The following is a 19,758-nucleotide window of genomic DNA, read 5'->3' as shown; positions in this document are numbered from 1 at the left end:
ATGACCACTCGTACGCCAATGATTGAAATGCGCAGTGTCAGCAAACACTTCGGCAGTGTAATCGCCTTAAGTGATATCTCAATGCAGGTCTATTCCGGTGAGGTCATGTGCCTGCTGGGGGATAACGGTGCTGGCAAGTCAACATTGATTAAAACTCTTTCTGGTGTTCACCAGCCCACCCATGGCGAGATGCTACTGGATGGCAAACCCGCCCGTTTCAAGTCCCCTGCTTACGCACTCGACGCCGGTATCGCCACCGTTTTTCAGGATCTGGCGATGGTGCCGTTGATGTCGATTACCCGTAACTTTTTTATGGGCCGCGAGCCGACAGTGGGCTGGGGGCCTTTAAAGCGGATTGATTGGAAGTATGCCGACCGGGTTGCCAAAGAGGAAATGGCCAAAATCGGCATTGATGTACGCGACCCAAGCCAGCCGGTGGGCACGCTTTCCGGTGGCGAACGTCAGTGTGTGGCCATTGCCCGTGCCGTCTACTTTGGCGCCAAAGTACTGATTTTGGATGAGCCAACATCAGCCCTAGGGGTCAAGCAAGCCTCCGTTGTACTGCGCTACATCGCCAAAGCCCGCGCCGATGGCCTTGCGGTCATTTTTATCACCCACAACGTCCACCACGCTTACCCCGTGGCTGATGCATTCACTCTACTGTCACGCGGCGGCAGTTTGGGCTCCTTCCGCAAAGAAGAAGTCAGCCGCGAAGAAGTGCTCAATATGATGGCGGGTGGCGCTGAGCTTGAAAGCCTGGATGCGGAGCTTGCGGAATTCCAGCGGGACGATAAAGCCAAAAAGGCCAACTTAGCCGCTCAAGACACTCAGCCTGCCGATGCAACAAGCAGCAGCGAGCAACCTTCACCGCGAACTGCGAGCGGCTACTAAGGAGCCATGATGAATAGACCAATCTCGTCGTCTCCATTCACATTGGCCGTATGCGCTGAAATGGTGTTCCGTGATTTACCCGTCCTGGAACGCGTTAAGCGTATTTCTGATTTAGGTTTTCAGGTCGAAATCTGGGACTGGACTAAGCACGATATCGAGGCACTGGCCAATAGTGGTGCAACATTTTCGTCTATGACCGGCTATGTCACCGGCACCCTGGCGGATGCCGCTGGGGCCGATGAGTTACTGCAAACCGCTGCAGAGTCGGTTGAAGTTGCCAAGCGCTTGGGCATTCCACGCCTTAACCTGCACGGCACGGGGTTGGATGGGCAAGGCCTTCCCGTGAAAACTTGCCAACAAATGACCGGTGCTATGTGGCTCAAAGCACGAGACACACTGAATCGGCTGGCAGATCTCGGCGAGCAGCACGGTGTCACCTTCGTGCTTGAAAACCTTAATACCGAGGTTGACCACCCCGGCGTGCCGTTTGCCAGAGCGGAGGACGTACTAGCGCTGGTGGAGAGTATCGACCGGCCTAGCCTGCGCATCATGCTAGACGTTTATCACGCCCAAATTGGCGAAGGTAATCTGATTGAATTGATTCGCCGCTGTGGGCCTTACATCGGAGAAGTGCAGGTGGCTGATGTGCCGGGGCGCTGCGAGCCAGGAACAGGTGAAATTAACTACCCCGCCATCGCCAAAGCGCTTAACAACATAGGCTACCGCGGCACCATAGGGCTGGAAGGCTGGGCCTCTGGCGACGACGGTCTCGCTCTTGACCGATTCCGTGCTGCCTTCTCATTTTAGCCACCCAAGACGCTTTTACGCCCAGAGTCATCTTTTGTCCGATACCACGAAGTTATAACGTGGGGAGACGTTTATGCTGAACAACAATATGCAACACCGACCGCTTGATCTTATTTGTCTGGGGCGCGTGGCGGTTGACCTCTACGCTGAGCAAATTGGCAGCCGTTTAGAAGACGTAGCGAGCTTTGCCAAGTACCTGGGCGGCAGTTCGGGCAACATGGCCTACGGTACCGCGCGGCTAGGGCTGAAGTCCGCCATGCTCTCGCGGGTGGGCGACGAGCAGATGGGCAACTTTGTACGCGAGGAACTGGAGCGGGTGGGGGTAGATACCACCGCGCTACAAACCGACCCCGAGCGCCACACCGGCCTGGTACTGCTGGCGCTAAAAGACCGCGAAAGCTTTCCGCTGCTGTTTTACCGTCGCGACTGCGCCGATATGGGCATCGATGCTGACGCCATCGACCCTGAGTTCATTGCCCGCTCAAAGGCATTGGCGATTACCGGCACCCATCTTTCTACTGATACGACTCGCCGGGCCTGCCGCAAAGCACTGGACGCCGCTGCCCATTATGGCGTGAAGCGAGTGCTGGATATCGACTACCGCCCCGTGCTGTGGGGGCTGACCAATCCTGGCGATGGCGAAACCCGCTTTATCGCCGATGACAAGGTGACCACCGATTTGCAGCGCTGGCTGCCGGATTTCGACCTGATTGTGGGCACCGAAGAGGAGTTTCATATTGCCGGAGGCAGTACGGACACCCTGGCGGCCCTGCGTGCAGTGCGAGAGGTTAGCGAGGCTACCCTGGTATGCAAGCTCGGGCCCATGGGCTGCGTGGTGTTTGAAGGCGCTATTCCTGACCGCATCGAAGACGGTGTTTTGGTCAAAGGCGTGCAAGTCGAAGTGCTTAATGTGCTGGGTGCCGGTGATGCCTTTATGAGCGGGCTGCTGCGGGGCTGGTTACGCGGCGAGCCGTGGCAGACCAGCGCCGCCTATGCCAACGCCTGCGGCGCGCTGGTGGTGTCCCGGCACGGCTGTGCCCCGGCCATGCCCACCGAAGACGAGTTATTTGATTATCTCGACAGGCGTGATGAGGCTCTCCGCCCGGATATCGATCAACGGTTGAACCATTTACATCGGGTCACCACCCGCGTGCCGACCCAATGGCCAGAAGTGCTGGGGTTGGCATTTGACCACCGCCGCCAGCTCACCGATATGGCCCGCGAAGAGCATGCCGACAGTGCCCGGCTACCGGCACTCAAAAAACTCCTGGTCACCGCCGCCGAAGAGGGCGCAAAGCTGGGTGGTATTCCCACTCCCGCGATTCTGGTAGATGACGTGCTGGGTCAGGAAGCGCTTAATCAAGCCAGCGGCAAAGGCTGGTGGATTGGTCGACCGGTAGAGCTGCCAGGCTCACGCCCGCTGCGCTTCCAGCATGGCGATGACTTAGGTGCCTGCCTACGCAACTGGCCTAGAGAACAAATCATCAAATGCCTGGTGTTTTACCATCCCGACGACGAGATTGCGCTGCGCCTGGAGCAGGAAGAGCGTCTGCGCCAGCTCTATCAGGCGGCCTGTGCTTATGGGCTGGAGTTGTTGGTTGAAGTCATTCCCCCTGCCAATATGCCCAGCGATGACACTACGCTGCCACGCAGCCTGCAGCGGCTCTATAACCTGGGCATTCGCCCCGACTGGTGGAAGCTTCCCGCCATGTCAGATGCTGCCTGGCAGGCGGTGGGTGAGACGATTGAGCGCGAGGATACCTACTGCCGAGGGGTGGTTCTGCTCGGACTGGACGCCCCTATGGACGACATGAAACGCGGCTTTGAAGAGGCTGCTAAACACCCTTGCTGTAAAGGGTTTACCGTCGGACGCACGCTATTTGCCAGCGCCAGTCGCGACTGGCTGGCGGGGAGTATCGACGATTCCAGCTTGGTAGAGCGGGTCGCCCAAAACTATGCCGAACTGATAACGGCGTGGCGGCAATTAAGGCAGGCGCAGCCGCAAACGCTGGCCCATACCGAGGAGGCGTAAGATGAGCACCATTCGACTCACCATGGCTCAAGCACTGGTCAAGTACCTTGCCGCTCAGCGTATTGAGATCAATGGCCAAGAAGTGGCGCTGTTTGAAGGCGTGTTTGCGATTTTTGGTCATGGCAACGTGGCGGGGTTAGGCGAAGCGCTTTACCACGTGCAAGACGAATTGCCGACCTTTCGTGCCCATAACGAACAGTCCATGGCCCACGCGGCGATTGCCTTTGCCAAAGCCAATGGCCGCCAGCGCTTAATGGCCGTGACCAGCTCGATTGGCCCAGGGGCTACCAATATGGTCACCGCCGCAGCGCTCGCTCACGCCAACCGCTTGCCGATCCTGCTGCTGCCGGGGGACACCTTTGCCACCCGCGAACCCGACCCGGTTCTCCAGCAGGTGGAGCATTTCGGCGACCCTACGATTAGCGTCAACGACTGCTTCCGTCCCGTGTCGCGCTACTTTGACCGTATCAGCCGCCCAGAGCAGCTACTCACCAGCTTGCCTCAGGCGATGGCTACTCTGCTAGACCCTGAGCACTGCGGCCCGGCGACCTTGGCGCTGCCCCAGGATGTTCAGACGTTTGCCTACGATTACCCCGAAGCCTTTTTTGAACCCAAGGTGCATCGTATTCGCCGCCCGCCGCCGGAGGCTTATGAGCTCCGTCAAGTAATCGGCGCGCTTCAACAGGCCAAACGCCCGCTGATCATTGCCGGCGGCGGCGTGCATTACGCCACTGCATGCGACGTCCTGGCCGAGTTTGCCAAAGTACGGGGCATCCCGGTAGCTGAAACCCAGGCGGGTAAAGGCGCGCTGGCGGATAGCCACCCCTGTGCGGTGGGTGCCATTGGCGTCACCGGCAGCGCAGCCGCGAATCAGTTGGCGGAGCAGGCGGATGTCATCCTCGCCATAGGCACACGTCTGCAGGACTTTACCACTGGCTCCCGAGCGCTATTTGAAAGCGATCATAAAACGCTCATCGCCCTTAACGTTGGGCGTTTCGATAGCGTTAAGCATCTGGCACTGCCGTTGACCTGCGATGCTTTGACAGGACTTGAGCAGCTTGATGACGCATTAGGCGATTGGTGCGGCAGCAATGAATGGCGCGAGCAGACCGATACGCTCAAGCGTGAATGGGCTGAGGCAGTACATCGTGTAACCGCCGATCAAGGGCTGTCGCTGCCCACCGATGCCCAGGTGATCGGTGCGGTCAACCGCCAGGCCGGTAACGACACCACTGTGGTCTGCGCGGCGGGTGGCTTGCCCGGCGAGCTGCATAAGCTCTGGCAGTGCTCGGGCCCTGGCAGCTATCACGTGGAGTATGGTTTCTCCTGCATGGGCTATGAAATTGCCGGTGGGATGGGCGTCAAGATGGCCAAGCCCGAGCGAGAAGTGGTGGTGATGGTGGGCGATGGTAGCTACCTGATGCACAACTCGGAGCTGGCGACATCGGTGATGTTGGGCCACAAGCTGATCGTCGTGGTGTTGGATAACCGCGGCTATGGCTGTATCAACCGCTTGCAGCAGGCCACCGGCGGCGCCGGATTCAACAACCTGCTGCAGGATTGTCGCACTGTCGAGGCTGGCGCCCCCAAAACCGATTTTGCTGCTCACGCCAAAGCCCTGGGCTGTGAGTCTGAATCGGTGAGCGGCATTGCCGAACTGGAACAGGCGCTGGTGCGCGCTCGCGCCGCCCAATCAACCTACGTGATTGCCCTGGATACCGACCCGTTACCCAGCACCCAAGAAGGCGGTGCCTGGTGGGACGTGGCCGTGCCCGAGGTTTCCGAGCGTGAAGAAGTCAATACTGCTTACCAAGGGTATCGCGAGGCCAAGCAGCGCCAACGCCATTAATGCCAACAAACATGCTCACAAGGAATACGCCATGCCAACGGTTACTTTAGGTATTAATCCGCTCACCTGGACGAACGATGACTTGCCCAGCCTGGGTGGCGATACGCCACTGGAAACCTGCCTGCAAGAAGGGCGCGAAGCGGGCTTTAGCGGCTTTGAGCTGGGGAATAAATTCCCCCGCACGCCTGACGCCTTGAACCAGGTGCTGGGTGCTCATGATCTGGCGCTGATTTCAGGCTGGTACTCCGCACACCTGCTGGAGCGTAGCCCAGAAGAAGAGATTGACGCCATTCAAGACCACATGAACCTGCTTAAGCAGTGTGGCGCCAAGGTCATGGTGCTGTGCGAAGTCACCCACTGTGTACACGGTGACCAGCAACGCCCGCTCTCCCAACGTCCGCATCTTTCTGAGCAAGAGTGGCAGCGCCTGCTGCATGGCCTGGATGTGGTCGGCGACTATCTGAAATCTCAGGGCATTCAACTGGTGTATCACCACCATCTGGGCACGGTGATTGAGAGCCAAGCCGACGTAGAGCGCTTAATGGACAACACCGGCGAAGGCGTGGGACTGCTGCTCGATTTTGGTCATCTGCGCGGCGCTGGCGGCGACCCGCTCGCCATCGCCAAACGCTACAGCCAGCGTATCCACCATGTGCACTGCAAAGACCTGCGCTTCCCGGTGCTGGACGCAGTGCGCAACCGTGACAAAAGCTTTTTAAACGGCGTGCTGGACGGCCTGTTTACTGTGCCCGGGGATGGCGATGTGGCGTTTCTTCCCGCCTTAACTCACCTGTGCGAGCAGGGTTATCAAGGCTGGTTGGTGGTGGAAGCCGAACAAGACCCCGAAGTCGCCCACCCCTTGACTTACGCCCGTATGGGCTACCGCAACTTACGCCAACTTGCCGAGCAGGCGGGTTTTAACGTTGCCAGCTAAATAGCGCCAGCGCCGCACTTGAATCAGGAGTTTGTATGAAGACGATATCCCACTATCTCAATGGTCAGTTCTCTGCCGGTCAGAGCCAGCGCACTTCGCCGGTTTACAACCCGGCCACCGGTGAACAGAGCGCCCAGGTGTCACTGGCCTCTGCCTCCGAGACCCGCGAAGCGGTGCGTATCGCCGATGAGGCCTTTGTCGCCTGGTCAAAAACCTCGCCGCTGAAACGCGCGCGTATTCTGTTCAAGTTCAAAGCGCTGGTCGAGGAGCACACCGATGAGCTGGCGCGGCTGATATCCAGCGAACACGGTAAGGTGTTTTCTGACGCTAAAGGCGAAGTGACTCGCGGCCTGGAAGTGGTCGAATTTGCCTGTGGCATTCCTCACCTGCAGAAGGGCGAGCACTCCATGAACGTGGGTAGCGGTGTCGATAGCTACTCGATGATGCAGCCGCTGGGCGTCTGTGCGGGTATCTCGCCGTTTAACTTCCCCGCCATGGTACCCATGTGGATGTTCCCCATCGCGCTGGCCTGCGGCAACACCTTTGTAATGAAGCCTTCTGAAAAAGATCCCTCCACGCCGCTGCGCCTAGCTGAGCTGTTAAGCGAAGCGGGCCTGCCAGATGGCGTCTTTAATGTCGTTAACGGCGATAAAGAAGCCGTGGATGTGCTCCTCACCGATGAGCGTGTCCAGGCAGTCAGCTTTGTGGGCTCCACGCCCATCGCCGAGTACATCTACGCCACTGCCTCCGCCCATGGCAAGCGCGTTCAAGCCCTGGGTGGGGCTAAAAACCATATGGTGATCATGCCCGATGCGGATCTTGATCAAGCCGTGGGGGCGCTGATGGGCGCGGCCTATGGCTCGGCAGGCGAGCGTTGTATGGCGATTTCCGTCGCGGTACCCGTGGGCGAAGAAACCGCCAACCGCCTGCGGGAAAAGCTGGTGGCCGAACTGGATAAACTCACGGTCGGGCCTGGCCTGGTCGATGGCCCAGACAACGATATGGGGCCGTTGATCACCCGCGAGCACCGCGACAAAGTGGCGGGTTATATCCAAACCGGTGTCGATGAAGGCGCCGAGCTTGTTGTGGATGGCCGTCAGACAAGCATCGATGGCGCAGGTGATGGCTACTTTATTGGCGGGACACTATTTGATCATGTGATGCCTAAGATGCGCATTCACTCTGAAGAAATTTTCGGCCCGGTGTTGGCGATTGCCCGCGTGGCGAGTTTCGACGAAGCGGTCAGCATGATCAACGCCCATGAATATGGCAACGGCACGGCAATCTTTACCCGTGATGGCGACGCAGCCCGTCAGTACTGCGAGCAGATTCAGGTAGGCATGGTAGGTGTCAATGTCCCCATCCCGGTACCCATGGCGTTCCACAGCTTCGGTGGCTGGAAACGCTCACTGTTTGGCCCGCTGCATATGCACGGTCCCGACGGCGTACGCTTCTACACCCGCATGAAAACCATCACTCAGCGCTGGCCCAGTGGTATTCGTGAAGAGACCAACCACTTCACCATGCCGACCATGTAAACAGTTTAATAGCGGCTCACTAGTTAACGCCGGGCCCAGCCCGGCGTTATTGTTTTAAAATAGGGATAATCACAATGAAAACCCTCAAGATTGGCCTAATTGGCACCGGCTTTATGGGCAAAGCCCACGCCATTGCCTTTAACGCGGCGTCCAGCGTTTTTGAACTGCCCGCCAAGCCCGTTTGCGAACTGTTGGCGGATGTTGATCTTGCTACGGCAGAGAGCCGGGCGCGGGCCTGGGGCTTTGCCCGCGCCACCGACGATTGGCGTGCCCTGGTGGCAGACAGTGACGTGGACGTGGTGGATATCTGCGCGCCCAATTTTCTGCATAAAGAGATGGCGCTGGCCGCCATTACCGCGGGCAAACATGTTTACGCTGAAAAGCCGCTGGCGCTAAGCAGCGCCGATGCCGACGAGATGGTCATGGCGGCTGAAAAGGCGGGCGTCAAAACCCTGGTGGGCTTTAACTATATTCGCAATTCCGCCACCCAGCTGGCCCGCCAGATTGTTGCCAGCGGTGAAATTGGTGAGCTGATTCACTTTCGTGGCCGGCACAATGAGGATTATCTGCTCGACCCAGCAAAGCCCCACGACTGGCATACACAGCGGGCAACAGCGGGTGCCGGTGCATTAGGCGATGTAGGGTCGCATATTCTCAATATGGCCGAGTTCTTGACCGGGCAGCGCATTACCGAGGCGTGCGGTCAGTTACAGACCGTTATCGCCTCGCGACCCAAGGTTGACGGCAGCGGCATGGCCGCAGTGGAAAACGACGATCAGGCCCAGGCCATGCTGCGCTTTGACCGGGGGTTAATCGGTAATATCGAAACGTCTCGGGTAGCCGCTGGCCGCAAGATGGGCTTGGCCTACACGCTAACGGGCACCAAAGGCGCCATTGTGTTTGACCAGGAACGCATGAGCGAGCTGCAGCTCTATCGCCATGGTGATGCTCCAGGGAGGCGCGGCTTTACCACCTTGTTTACAGGCCCCGAACACCCTGACTATGCCTCATTTAGTCCCGCGCCAGGCCATGGCTTGGGCTATAACGATCAGAAAATTATCGAGGTGCGTGATCTGGTCGAAGGCATTATTAACGACCGCCCCCTCTACCCTGATTTTCGAGAAGCGGCCCGGGTTAATCGCTTGATTGAGGCTATTGAAACATCAGATAAGACGGGGCAGTGGGTGGCGGTATAGTCGTGGTTACTTGACCAAGTGCGGGCGCTGTTTTCCAAAGAACCCAGCGCCTGCCGGGAATGAAGAGGTCACAGAATAATCAGCGTCGCGAGCCCCAGAAACGACAAAAAGCCGACCACATCGGTAACGGTTGTCAAAATTACCGCACCGGATAACGCGGGATCAATCTGCAGTTTTTTCAATACCATGGGAATCAATACGCCGGATAAGTTGGCGAGGCTCATATTGATAAAGATGGCCAGGGTGATCACCAGCGTAATCATGGCGTCGCCAAACCAGAGATGGGAAATTAAGCCCACCACTAACGCCCAAACCAGGCCGTTACTCATACCTACCCACATCTCTTTGTTATACAGCCAGCGAACGTTGTTACCCGCCAGTTGGCCCAGCGCCAGGCCGCGTATGACCACGGTGAGCGTTTGACTACCGGCAATGCCGCCCATGCTTGCTACCACCGGCATCAAAATGGCCAGGGCTACAATTTGATCCAACACGGCTTCAAATTGGCCGATCACGAACGCGGCTAAAAAAGCTGTTAACAAATTAATGCCCAGCCAAATACCACGGCTTTTCGCGCTTCGGGTAATTGGCGTAAAGACTTCCTCTTCATTACTGACGCCTGACATGTGCTTCAATGTCATGTCAGCATCTTCTTGGGTAATTTCTAAAACATCGGCAGAGTTTAGTTGCCCTACTAATATTCCATCGCTATCGCAAACGGGCACAAAGTGAAGCTCTTTTGAGCGCAGTAATGCTGCTGCATCACTAACTTTCATTTGATCATTGAGGGTGAAAAAATCATCCATATAATCATCAACCACGGCATCTTGTGGTTGTTTGATTAAATCAATCAGGGTCAAAGTGCCGAGTAAACGCTTATCCTTATCGGTAATCATGATCTGCTGTGACTCATCGTCAAGCAAGTGATGAATGCGGATATAGCGCTGCACGGCTTCTAACGATACGCCCTGTTTTACATTGACCGTTTCAGGATCCATGTAACGGCCGACTACGTCATCTTCATAGGCATGAAGATTTTCAACCTGGGCGCGAATATCCTGATCCAGGCTGGCGTAAACGCTGGTTTTTATAGCATCGTCAGCAACATCCAGTACTTCCGCAACTTCTTGAGCATCCAAACCTTTAACAATTTGCTCTACGTCGCTGGCCGATAAATCCTCGATATAGTCAGCACGGATATCTTCATCAACTTCGGCAAGCACCTCACCGATTACATCGTCAGGTACGTATTCCCAAAGGAAGTCACGTGTTTTGGCCGGAAAGGATTCAAGTGTTCGCGCAATGTCTAAAATATCGAGTTCAGTGAAGAACGCTTGTAGAGCCGCTGTGTCAGAAGTGTCTAACAGCTTTTGTAGATAGAGTAGCTGCTCTTCGTTATTGCTATATTTTTCATCATCGCGCATAGCGTCCGTCCTTTTTGGAAACTAGGTGTTCATGGCAATAAAATTGCAAACTCTCGGCGGCTCGCTTTGGTGAGTTTATAGGCTGGCTTGGTTGAAAGCCACGCGAACACCGTAGACTAGGCGTTGGTGAGCGGAGACGGAGGGCACATCACTACCTATCATTTCATCGGCGGCTTCGGCCCAGGTCAGCGTGCCGTGTGTGAAGCCAAGCGGCGCTAGCGCGCGGCCAATCCACTGGGTGCCGGTGAAACGTTGCGTCTCACCGTTGTGGTCAATGAGCAAACTAGTAGCGTTACCCTGGTGCAAGCGCACGATGTACCACCCCAAATCGAGTCCATGTACCTCAACCTCGGGGAGCGGCGCGGAACAGTGCGCAAGATCGTCAAGGGTAATGTGTGCGGGAAGTGTTGAAGACATGGCGTATCCTCATAAGTGAATATCCTATACGCCAAGCCTAAAGGGTGTGCTCTATTTGTACAGCAGTAACCGTCTGAGTGGCCCTATTTATTAAGCGCTGGATCAGACGGTTAGAGATAGGTGTTGTACTACTTAACCATTACGAAATAGGAAGCTATAGGCATTTAATGCAGGTACGCCGCCCAGGTGGGCGTAGAGCACCTTGGAGCCCGCGGGAAATTCACCGTTGCGCACCCTATCGATCATGCCGTGCATGGATTTGCCTTCGTAAACCGGGTCGGTGAGGACGCCTTCCAGACGGGCGCATAGGCGAATGGCTTCCAGCGTGCCTTCGTTGGGCAAGCCATACTCCGGGCCGCCGTAGCGGGTATCCAGAATCACATCGTCATCGCTAATACCGCCTTCCAATTCCACCAGCTCGGCCGTATTGCGTGCAATGCGCAGGATCTGTTCGCGGGTTTGCTCAGGCTTGGCAGAGGCGTCAATGCCAATCACTCGCTGGGCACGGCCATCAGCGGCAAAGCCCACCACCATGCCCGCCTGGGTGCTGCCGGTGACCGAGCACACCACAATATAGTCAAAGGTGAAGCCTAGCTCTTTCTCCTGCTGGCGCACCTCTTCGGCAAAGCCCACAAAGCCTAAACCGCCGTAAGGGTGCTCGGAACAGCCCGCGGGAATCGGGAAGGGCTTGCCGCCGCGCTGGCGCACATCCTCCATGGCCTGTTCCCAGCTGGGGCGGATGCCAATATCGAACCCCGCGTCGTCCAGGCGCACATCGGCACCCATGATGCGCGACATCTCGATATTACCCACCCGGTCATACACCGCGTCGGAGTAGTTGACCCAGTTCTCCTGTACCAGCACACACTGCATGCCCAAATGAGCGGCAACGGCGGCAACCTGGCGGGTCTGGTTGGATTGAATACCACCAATGGATACCAGCGTATCGCAGCCCTGTTCCAGCGCTTCTGGAATCAAATACTCAAGCTTGCGGGTTTTATTACCGCCAAAGGCCAAGCCGCTGTTGCAGTCTTCGCGCTTGGCGTAGAGCTCTACTTCACCGCCTAAATGTTCGCTTAGCCGCTTGAGCGGCGTAATGGGAGAGGGGCCAAAGGTGAGTGGGTAACGGGGGAAGCGTTTGAGGTTCATAACAAGCTCCTGCTGCTCAGAGTTTGAGTGCGGTGTATATAAAGTTGCTAGGCGAGGGTCTGTGTGAACAGTTGGCGTGCTCTCTGCTATTAATAGTAAGTGCTCGCCGATATTTTTGTGTTGCAAAGTTGCCTGCTTGTAAGCAATAAAAAATGCTATAAAAGGTAAATTATGTCCTTAAATAGTGTTTAAAAGTGATTGAGGTAAATAATGGTGCGTTCAAAAGCGGTGCGGACGGGCGCTGAGCCTGATGACCAGTGGGCCGAGCTAGACCGTACAGACCGGCGCATTCTCAAACTGCTTCAGGACGACGCCACGCTCTCCAATGTGGCACTGGCGGAGCAGGTGAACTTGAGTCCAGCGGCCTGCTTGAGAAGAGTCGAAAAGCTCAAGCGGGACGGGGTGATTAGCCGTGTGGTGGCACATTTAGACCCGGAGCAGCTCCAGGCGGGGATGGTGGTATTAATTGGCGTGGTGCTGGATCGCTCGACGCCGGAATCCTTCGCCGCCTTTGAAGAGGCGGCCCAGAAGGTATCTGGCTGTATGGAGTGCCACGTGGTCACCGGTGAGTTTGACTACTTTATGCTGGTGCGCACTCGGGACAGCCAAAGCTTCAACAGGCTGCACGCCGAACAGTTACTCTACCTGCCCGGCGTGCGCCAGATCCGCTCGTTTATGGGGCTGCGACAGGTGGTCTCTACCCATAAGGTGTTGGTTTAATCTTTTGGAAAGCGCGCTTCCAGCTCGGCCACTTGCTCCTGCGTTAGCCCCCGCGGGTTCTCGCCCCGCAGCAATAGGTAAAGCTTGGCGGTCTCTTCCAGCTCTTCAGTGGCATACACCGCCGCTTCGAGGTTTTTCCCCGCAACCACTGGGCCGTGGTTGGCCAGCAGTACCGCGCTATGCTTGCCGGCCAACCCCCGCAGTGCATCGCCCAGTTTTGGGTCGCCGGGAATGTGATATGGCACCATCGGCAGCTTCCCTACCCGCATCACATAGTAAGCGGTGAGTGGTGGTATGCAGTCGCAGGGATTCACTTCGGGCAGGCAAGAGACCGCCACCGAGTGAGTGGAGTGCAGATGCACAATCGCACCGGATTGCGGACGCTCTTCGTACATCGCCATATGCAAAAACTGCTCTTTGGTAGGCTTATCGCCACTCAGCAGTTGGCCGCTGTTATCAAGATGAGAAATCCGCGCAGGATCCAGCCGCCCCAGGCAGGCGTTGGTGGGTGTCATCAGCCAGCCGCCATCGTCTAGCCGCACGCTGATATTGCCGCTGGAGCCCATGGTCAGGCCGCGGTCAAATAGCGATTTCCCCAGCGTGCTGATCTGCTCCCGCATACTGTTCTGAGAATGGCGATGCAAGTGGATGCTCATGCCAACACCTCAAACGCCCGGGTAAAGAAGTCGACGCCGCCGAAATTACCAGACTTCAGCGCAAGCGACAATGGTGCCTCGCGTACCGCCAGTGGGGCTTGAGTCCAAGGTACGCCTGGATCAATCTGCTCACCAATCCGTAGGGTAGTAATGCCGAGTGCTGAGACCACCGCGCCGGAAGTTTCACCCCCGGCGACCAGCAAGCGGCCCACGCCTTCGTTGACCAGCGTGACAGCCAGTTGGCTCAAAGCCTCTTCGACTAGATGACCTGCACGTTCCACGCCCAGTTCGGCTTGTGCGGCTTTCACTCTCTCTGGATCCGCTGAGGCGTAGATCAATACCGGAGCGTTGCTGGATAAACGCTCCAGAGCAAAGGCCAGCGCTTGCTCCCACTGCTTGTCTCCTTCACTTAGCGATAACGGATCCAGGGCAAAGCCACCGTCGGGGTGCTTGGCCAAAAAATCCGCCACCTGGGCCAGCGTCGCCCGGGAGCAACTGCCGGAGAGTACCAGCGCACCGCCTGAAGCAGGAGATAAACGGCCCGGCTCAGTGATCCTTTCTAGCCAGCCCTGGGCACGGTATTGAGCAGGCAGCGCCTGCCCCAGACCAGACCCACCTGTGACTAACGGCATCAAGACGGTAGCGTCGGCCAGCACGTCCAAATCCTGCTCATTCAAGGAGTCACAGATCACATGGCGCATGCCGTGCTCGGCCAGTGATAATAAATGCGCACGGGTGGCCTCCGCCCCTTTAGCTAGTATGGCGCGATTGGCTAAGCCCACCGGGTGTGGTGTTTGGCGAGAGAGTACACGGACTAAATCCGCGTCTTGCATGGGGGTTAGCGGGTGGTGCTGCATGCCGCTGTCGTTCAGTAAGCGATCACCGACAAATAGATGGCCTTGGTAAACCGTACGGCCGTTAATCGGGAAAGCGGGCACCATCACCGTTTGATGCGCTCCTAGCGCTTCCAGCAGCGCATCCGTAACCGGGCCGATATTGCCCTGGTCGGTGGAATCAAAAGTGGAGCAGTACTTGAAGAACAACTGCCGGGCCTCCTGCTGGCGAAGCCACTCAAGGGCGGCCAGAGAGTCCGCCACGGCTTCGTCCACCGTGCAGGAGCGCGATTTCAGCGCCACGACCACCGCATCGATATCAGTGAGGTCGATCTCTTGCTGGGGGACGCCAATCACCTGCAGACAGCGCATACCGCCGCGCACCAGGTTATTTGCAAGATCCGTGGCCCCAGTGAAGTCGTCGGCAATAGCGCCTAATACAATTGTCATACGTTGCATCCGTTGTCAGGGTTCAGGGAGTGGCGGCTTTCATGCGAGCGCGTTTAATCAGTGGCGAGATAATCGTCACTGCCAACAGTAGTGCTGCAATGGCCAGTAAGGTGGCGCTGATGGGGCGGGTAAAGAAGATCGATATATCTCCCTGAGACATCGACAACGCACGGCGCAGCTCGCTCTCTGCAATGGGGCCTAGTACTAGGCCTAGGATGATCGAAACCAGCGGGAATTTTAGTTTTTCCAGCAGGTAGCCCATGACGCCAAAGCCAAGCATCAACCACACATCAAACATGGAGTTGCGCACCGAGTAGGTGCCCACGATGCAACACATAATAATGATCGGGCCGAGCGCCGAGTAGGGCACATTCAATAGCTTGGTGAACAGGGTGATAAATGGCTTGGAGAACAACAAAATCATAAAGTTGACGATAAACAGACCCGCGAACACGGCATAGATTAGGCTGCTGTGGGTCATCATGAACATTGGGCCAGGCTGCAGGCCGTGCATGATAAATGCCCCAAGAATTACCGCCGTGGTACCACTGCCCGGAATGCCGAGGGCAAACAGCGGTACTAAGGCGCCCATGGCAGCGGCATTGTTCGCCGACTCTGGCGCTGCAATACCTTCCGGGGCCCCTTTGCCAAATTTCTCGGGATGCTTAGACCAACGCACTGTTTCGCTATAGCTCACCATGGCGGCGGTACTAGCGCCAATGCCCGGTAAGATGCCAATGATTACGCCAATAATAGAAGAGCGCGTAAGCGTTGTGCCGATTTGGCGCAAGATAGGTAGATCAAAGATTTTAACTTTTACTTTCGTAATCGGCTGATGGCTGTCTTGATCTAGGGAGCGTTTCATCACTTCAGAAATGGCGAACAGCCCCACGATCATCGGTATCAGTCCCACCCCTTCCATAAGGTTCAGGTTATCGAAGGTATAGCGGCTGGTGCCGGTCAGTGGGTCAATACCAACGGTGGCGATAAACAAGCCAAGAGTAGCGCCAATCAGTCCGTAGATCAGGCGCCCACCTAAAGACGCCACCACGGTTAAACCTAGGACGGCAAGGGCAAAATACTCAGGAGAAGAAAATTTCAGCGCCACCTTCGCCAGCATAGGAGTAAAAATAATCAACGCAATAGTACCCACCAAGCCCCCAATCGCAGAGCTCAGCACACCAATGCCCAGTGCTTTACCTGCCTGGCCCTGCTGGGTCATCGGGTAGCCATCGAAGGCAGTCATTACCGCCTCTGGCGTCCCAGGGGCACGGTAGAGAATAGCGGTGATCAAACCAGAAAAAACAGTCGCGCCATAGATGGCAGTCAGCAACATAAAGGCCGTAGTGGAGTCCATGCCATAGGTAACGGGTAGCAGGATAACCACCAGAATAACGCCGCTGATGCCGGGTAACGCACCACCGATAAATCCGATAAAAACGGCTGAAGTAAGTAGTAGCAGGTTGAGTGGCTGCATCACTACAGCCAGCCCGCCTAGAAAATTCTCTAGCATCATCAACTCCGAAACAGGTAGCAGTAGCGGTTATCGGCAAGCTTCTTAACAACAAGTGTCATAGCGGGATGCCAAGCAGCATGACGAAGACACCCTGCATCAGCAGCGTGGCAACCACCACGGTAATTAGAATTGCGCGCCAGGAGCGAGCCCCAAGCAGCAGCGTACCTACCAACGTGAAAGCGATACTGGCGATTAAGAAGCCCACCATGCCGATTAACCAGGTGTAAATAATGGTGGCGGCAATCAGCCACCAGTGGCGCGTGGACGCTAGAGTAAAGCGTTGAGCTGTGACTGGATCGTTCTGAGGAAGAGGCTTTTCTTCCGATTCATCGTCATAAATTGTGCCCCGTCTTGCATCACGCCAAGTGATCAGTAGGAGTGCGCTACCCAACCCAAGAAGCGCAATTACAAGCGTCAGAGGCCATACGCGAGGGCCGATAAAGGTAGAAACCTCAGCGGAACTGGGAAACTGCAGTGTGGGCACTAAACTGACCAGTGCTAGCAACACCACCGCGAATGCGAAGAGAGAAATCCTGGCGTGCATGATAAACCCCGAAGGGAATGTGGCAGGGCCTACCTGATAAAAATAGTCCCAGCCAGTGAGTTAAAAAGCAGGCAAATTTATTGCCTGCCTTCACTTAGCACTTAATTCGATTTTTATTGATCGTTATTAAGTAGGCGCGAATAGAGTTCATAGTTATTTTCCAGGCGCTGACGATATTCGTCGCTGCCCATCCAGCCTTCACGATAAGTAAGGTTTACTCGCTCGGCGTATGTCTGGTACTCCTCAGAGTCGTAAACCTTTTTGAAAGTATCTTCTAAGCGTTTCAGAAGCGGTTCAGGTGTATCGGCATGGACAAAAATTGCACGGTCGTTGCCATCGGTTAGATCCCACTCGTATTCAGCTGTCGTTGGAACATCAGGATAATCGGCCAAACGCTCATCGCTGAATACCAGTATTGGCATCATTTGGCCCGCGTCCATATAACTCAGCAAAGGGCTAAGTGACGTGGTGGTCGCGTCGATATTGTTGCCCAGAACATTAGCGGTGGCATTGCCTGTGCTGTCGTAAGGAATGAAATTCATATCCAGGCCGGATGCATCACGCAACGACAGAAATGAAACGTGGTCAGGGCTAGCGGTGTGGGTGCCGCCCACAGTGACCTCGCCTGGGTTTTCCTTAGCGTATTCCAAGAACGACTCAAAATCCGGGTAGCGCTCTGGATTAACAAATAGTGCCATTACATCTGACTGCATCCGTGCCACGGGCGTGAGTTGATCTAAGCCGATTGGGTTTTGTCCTGCTGCTAAAGACGTCACTAAGGTGGTGGAAGCGAAATCAAGGGTATGGCCGTCAGCTGCGCCAGTAGCGGTGCGCTGGTGCGCTAATGCACCAGAGGCGGAGGGCAGGTTAATAACGGTAATATTTGCGCCGCCCAGGGCTTCTTCAAACATTGGGCGAACCACGCGAGCGAAGTTATCCGTGCCGCCACCAGCGCCTGCCGCTACCAAAAACTGGATAGTCTTTGTCGGATAATCCGCTGCATCATCGGCGTTGACAGTTGTGGCGACGCTAACCAGCGCGACGCAGAGCGTTGCCATTTTGAGAGTGGGTTTAGTGAGCATAGTGTTTCTCCTATCTGATTGTTATTGCTTTTAATTCCCGTTAGGGAAGTTTAATTTAGCGCGCTGTCGATAGCGGCTTTAGGAACTAAGGTATTTTGTTGAAACAACTGATCCTGCTTTTCACGAAGCTGTTTTAAGGTTGATTCAGGCAGTGCCACATCCGCTAAGGTAATGGGCTGATTGGGGGCAATGTCTCGGATCACTTGAGCGCCTGGCAGTAGATAAAAAGGCACTTTTGCTTCTGGTGCTAGCGCCGCGGCGGGATGCAGCTCTGGACGTAGCCCTTCGATGTGCCTGTGGTGGCCGCGCATTTCGAGGTGCTGGCCCGCTTTCATGTGCTGGGTTGCCCGCGCTGTTAGGTCGAACCTGGGTTTCGTAGCGTGACCACCGCCGGAGGTTTGACCATTGATGACCACATCGAGAAGTGAAATCGGTGCTTCTAAGCCAAGCAGGTGTCGGGGTAGGTAAATCATCGCGCTATTGCCGCTGTGGCTCAGTACATGGCCTTTATCCCGCAGTAGAGTCCATACATGTGGGTCTTCACAGCGCACGACCACAAAAACGCCTCCTGCAAAGCTCAGCTCGTCTGGTTGGCGTAGGCAATTAAACACTTCCAAGCGCTCAAGCCCTTGCAGTACCCCACCTTGGCTCTGAATGTCCAAAAGGGTAGGTACTTCCGCTGTGCGCAGCACCATGGCATGAAATTCAGGGCGATCAGGACGTAGCCCCGTGGCATTGGCCACGTTGACCATTTCGCACAGATCAGGCACTGAGATTTGTGGAATCGCAGCAAGTAGCTTGCTACGCGCTTCCACCACATCGCGTTCGCGGCCTGCCGGTAATTCCCAAAGTCCGCTCAAGCCAGGGGCAGGAAAGGCGGTACCGTTGCAAGTAACGGTCTCGTTTGCCTCATCCCAGATGAAGTCGTATTCGCTGCTTTTACCTGCTGCAATAATCTCAAAACCAAGGGTGTGGGCCCAAGTAAGTAGGCCAATAAGCAGGCTAGGCTGGTCACCATCCAACGGAGTGAATAGGCGACCCTGTTGATAGGCAAGGCTAGTCAAATAGGGGCCAACCACAGATTCCGTCTCTTTGGTGGCAATGCCAACGTGTTTACCTGCGAGCAGAGCGGCTTCTGCATAGCGCGCTCCTGCGTCAGGTATGCCAGTAGATTCCACTAAAATATCGAAAGGCAGGGCTTGAATTGTTTCAAAGGCAGCCGTGGCGATAAACATCCCTTCTTGCCACGCTTTTTCAGCGTCACTTTTAGAATGGCATACCATTATCTGAGCATCAGAAATGCCTGCATGCCGCAACGCTTCGGCTGCTTTTTCAGGATTAATGTCGATTGCAATACGTGCTGATAGTTTTTCCATTTGGCGCGCTTGTCGCAAAACGCCACGCCCAAAGTCACCAGCGCCCGCGATGCAGGCCTCAACAACCTTGCCTTTTTCAAAATGTTGTAAGTAGTTCATAAGGTGTTGGTATTCCCTTTACTGGTAAAACTGCTGCGATGACATTTTCTATCGTCATGGCGCTAAAGAGGTGAGCCTTTCAGAAATCCTATGTATGAAATGTAGTGGTATACCATTTTGAGGGTCAATTGGCTGATGTTAATACTTTGGTATTGAGTAGGTCTTTTTTTTATTTATAGTATTGATAAATATGGATTTAAAAAATGATCGTTTTAACGTAATTTGTTTGAAAGGATTTTTTTGGT

General features: G+C 55.6%; 17 protein-coding genes. 8 read left to right on the top strand and 9 right to left on the bottom strand.

What is annotated here, in order from left to right:
* From ACFIOZ_RS19610 to ACFIOZ_RS19580, 7 genes are all read left to right on the top strand, one after another.
* Complete coding sequence (locus ACFIOZ_RS19610; RefSeq protein ID WP_386080625.1) at nucleotides 1-891, top strand: ATP-binding cassette domain-containing protein; 891 nt, start codon at nucleotides 1-3, stop codon at nucleotides 889-891.
* A 9-nt stretch (nucleotides 892-900) separates the two neighbouring features.
* Nucleotides 901-1,698 (top strand): TIM barrel protein, encoded by a 798-nt coding sequence (locus ACFIOZ_RS19605; protein WP_386080623.1) that lies wholly within the window; start codon nucleotides 901-903, stop codon nucleotides 1,696-1,698.
* 73 nt (nucleotides 1,699-1,771) lie between these two features.
* Nucleotides 1,772-3,730, top strand: coding sequence for a bifunctional 5-dehydro-2-deoxygluconokinase/5-dehydro-2-deoxyphosphogluconate aldolase (locus tag ACFIOZ_RS19600; protein ID WP_386080622.1), 1,959 nt, complete (start codon nucleotides 1,772-1,774; stop codon nucleotides 3,728-3,730).
* 1 nt (nucleotide 3,731) lies between these two features.
* A complete protein-coding gene (gene iolD / locus ACFIOZ_RS19595; RefSeq protein ID WP_386080620.1) occupies nucleotides 3,732-5,579 on the top strand; it encodes a 3D-(3,5/4)-trihydroxycyclohexane-1,2-dione acylhydrolase (decyclizing) in 1,848 nt (615 codons plus the stop codon).
* Between the two features lie 31 nt (nucleotides 5,580-5,610).
* Entirely contained in the window at nucleotides 5,611-6,513 is a 903-nt protein-coding gene (gene iolE, locus ACFIOZ_RS19590; RefSeq protein WP_386080619.1) for a myo-inosose-2 dehydratase, read from the top strand.
* Nucleotides 6,514-6,548: 35 nt separating this feature from the next.
* Nucleotides 6,549-8,051 (top strand): CoA-acylating methylmalonate-semialdehyde dehydrogenase, encoded by a 1,503-nt coding sequence (locus tag ACFIOZ_RS19585; protein WP_386080617.1) that lies wholly within the window; start codon nucleotides 6,549-6,551, stop codon nucleotides 8,049-8,051.
* A gap of 74 nt (nucleotides 8,052-8,125) precedes the next feature.
* Nucleotides 8,126-9,247, top strand: coding sequence for a Gfo/Idh/MocA family protein (locus tag ACFIOZ_RS19580; RefSeq protein WP_386080616.1), 1,122 nt, complete (start codon nucleotides 8,126-8,128; stop codon nucleotides 9,245-9,247).
* Between the two features lie 68 nt (nucleotides 9,248-9,315).
* Here the strand turns inward: ACFIOZ_RS19580 and mgtE are convergent, their stop codons facing one another.
* The 3 genes from mgtE to ACFIOZ_RS19565 all read right to left on the bottom strand — a co-directional run bounded on the left by mgtE (nucleotide 9,316) and on the right by ACFIOZ_RS19565 (nucleotide 12,237).
* Nucleotides 9,316-10,671 (bottom strand): magnesium transporter, encoded by a 1,356-nt coding sequence (gene mgtE / locus ACFIOZ_RS19575; protein ID WP_386080614.1) that lies wholly within the window; start codon nucleotides 10,669-10,671, stop codon nucleotides 9,316-9,318.
* Between the two features lie 75 nt (nucleotides 10,672-10,746).
* Nucleotides 10,747-11,088: a DUF6482 family protein gene (locus ACFIOZ_RS19570; protein WP_386080613.1), complete on the bottom strand. Its 342-nt coding sequence runs from the start codon at nucleotides 11,086-11,088 to the stop codon at nucleotides 10,747-10,749.
* 132 nt (nucleotides 11,089-11,220) lie between these two features.
* Nucleotides 11,221-12,237, bottom strand: a complete 1,017-nt coding sequence (locus ACFIOZ_RS19565; RefSeq protein WP_386080611.1) for a 1-aminocyclopropane-1-carboxylate deaminase — start codon at nucleotides 12,235-12,237, stop codon at nucleotides 11,221-11,223.
* Between the two features lie 210 nt (nucleotides 12,238-12,447).
* On the opposite strand from ACFIOZ_RS19565, the gene ACFIOZ_RS19560 reads away from it, so the two are divergent.
* Nucleotides 12,448-12,957 carry an Lrp/AsnC family transcriptional regulator gene (locus tag ACFIOZ_RS19560; protein ID WP_386080610.1) on the top strand — a complete coding sequence of 170 codons (510 nt, stop codon included), beginning with the start codon at nucleotides 12,448-12,450 and terminating at the stop codon, nucleotides 12,955-12,957.
* Here the strand turns inward: ACFIOZ_RS19560 and otnC are convergent.
* The 6 genes from otnC to ACFIOZ_RS19530 form a co-directional block, all read right to left on the bottom strand.
* On the bottom strand, nucleotides 12,954-13,613 hold the full coding sequence (gene otnC / locus ACFIOZ_RS19555; RefSeq protein WP_386080609.1) for a 3-oxo-tetronate 4-phosphate decarboxylase: 660 nt from the start codon (nucleotides 13,611-13,613) through the stop codon (nucleotides 12,954-12,956). The genes ACFIOZ_RS19560 and otnC overlap by 4 nt on opposite strands.
* Nucleotides 13,610-14,896, bottom strand: a complete 1,287-nt coding sequence (otnK, locus tag ACFIOZ_RS19550) for a 3-oxo-tetronate kinase (RefSeq protein ID WP_386080607.1) — start codon at nucleotides 14,894-14,896, stop codon at nucleotides 13,610-13,612. Before otnK ends, otnC begins: the two co-directional genes overlap by 4 nt.
* A gap of 22 nt (nucleotides 14,897-14,918) precedes the next feature.
* Nucleotides 14,919-16,409 (bottom strand): tripartite tricarboxylate transporter permease, encoded by a 1,491-nt coding sequence (locus ACFIOZ_RS19545; protein ID WP_386080605.1) that lies wholly within the window; start codon nucleotides 16,407-16,409, stop codon nucleotides 14,919-14,921.
* A gap of 58 nt (nucleotides 16,410-16,467) precedes the next feature.
* Complete coding sequence (locus ACFIOZ_RS19540; RefSeq protein ID WP_386080604.1) at nucleotides 16,468-16,956, bottom strand: tripartite tricarboxylate transporter TctB family protein; 489 nt, start codon at nucleotides 16,954-16,956, stop codon at nucleotides 16,468-16,470.
* 113 nt (nucleotides 16,957-17,069) lie between these two features.
* Nucleotides 17,070-18,038, bottom strand: coding sequence for a Bug family tripartite tricarboxylate transporter substrate binding protein (locus ACFIOZ_RS19535; RefSeq protein ID WP_386080602.1), 969 nt, complete (start codon nucleotides 18,036-18,038; stop codon nucleotides 17,070-17,072).
* Nucleotides 18,039-18,088: 50 nt separating this feature from the next.
* Nucleotides 18,089-19,513 (bottom strand): NAD(P)H-dependent oxidoreductase, encoded by a 1,425-nt coding sequence (locus tag ACFIOZ_RS19530; RefSeq protein WP_386080601.1) that lies wholly within the window; start codon nucleotides 19,511-19,513, stop codon nucleotides 18,089-18,091.
* Between the last annotated feature and the right edge of the window lie 245 nt (nucleotides 19,514-19,758).

The organism is Vreelandella sp. F11 (assembly GCF_042466685.1).
Classification (GTDB): domain Bacteria; phylum Pseudomonadota; class Gammaproteobacteria; order Pseudomonadales; family Halomonadaceae; genus Vreelandella.
This window is presented reverse-complemented; position numbering and strand designations above follow the sequence as displayed.

Bases quoted from the DNA above. Each gene is read 5' to 3' on its own strand.
- ACFIOZ_RS19610 (WP_386080625.1), top strand. From the start codon at position 1: ATGACCACTCGTACGCCAATGATTGAAATGCGCAGTGTCAGCAAACAC.
- ACFIOZ_RS19605 (WP_386080623.1), top strand. From the start codon at position 901: ATGAATAGACCAATCTCGTCGTCTCCATTCACATTGGCCGTATGCGCT.
- ACFIOZ_RS19600 (WP_386080622.1), top strand. From the start codon at position 1,772: ATGCTGAACAACAATATGCAACACCGACCGCTTGATCTTATTTGTCTG.
- iolD (WP_386080620.1), top strand. From the start codon at position 3,732: ATGAGCACCATTCGACTCACCATGGCTCAAGCACTGGTCAAGTACCTT.
- iolE (WP_386080619.1), top strand. From the start codon at position 5,611: ATGCCAACGGTTACTTTAGGTATTAATCCGCTCACCTGGACGAACGAT.
- ACFIOZ_RS19585 (WP_386080617.1), top strand. From the start codon at position 6,549: ATGAAGACGATATCCCACTATCTCAATGGTCAGTTCTCTGCCGGTCAG.
- ACFIOZ_RS19580 (WP_386080616.1), top strand. From the start codon at position 8,126: ATGAAAACCCTCAAGATTGGCCTAATTGGCACCGGCTTTATGGGCAAA.
- mgtE (WP_386080614.1), bottom strand. From the start codon at position 10,671: ATGCGCGATGATGAAAAATATAGCAATAACGAAGAGCAGCTACTCTAT.
- ACFIOZ_RS19570 (WP_386080613.1), bottom strand. From the start codon at position 11,088: ATGTCTTCAACACTTCCCGCACACATTACCCTTGACGATCTTGCGCAC.
- ACFIOZ_RS19565 (WP_386080611.1), bottom strand. From the start codon at position 12,237: ATGAACCTCAAACGCTTCCCCCGTTACCCACTCACCTTTGGCCCCTCT.
- ACFIOZ_RS19560 (WP_386080610.1), top strand. From the start codon at position 12,448: ATGGTGCGTTCAAAAGCGGTGCGGACGGGCGCTGAGCCTGATGACCAG.
- otnC (WP_386080609.1), bottom strand. From the start codon at position 13,613: ATGAGCATCCACTTGCATCGCCATTCTCAGAACAGTATGCGGGAGCAG.
- otnK (WP_386080607.1), bottom strand. From the start codon at position 14,896: ATGACAATTGTATTAGGCGCTATTGCCGACGACTTCACTGGGGCCACG.
- ACFIOZ_RS19545 (WP_386080605.1), bottom strand. From the start codon at position 16,409: ATGCTAGAGAATTTTCTAGGCGGGCTGGCTGTAGTGATGCAGCCACTC.
- ACFIOZ_RS19540 (WP_386080604.1), bottom strand. From the start codon at position 16,956: ATGCACGCCAGGATTTCTCTCTTCGCATTCGCGGTGGTGTTGCTAGCA.
- ACFIOZ_RS19535 (WP_386080602.1), bottom strand. From the start codon at position 18,038: ATGCTCACTAAACCCACTCTCAAAATGGCAACGCTCTGCGTCGCGCTG.
- ACFIOZ_RS19530 (WP_386080601.1), bottom strand. From the start codon at position 19,513: ATGAACTACTTACAACATTTTGAAAAAGGCAAGGTTGTTGAGGCCTGC.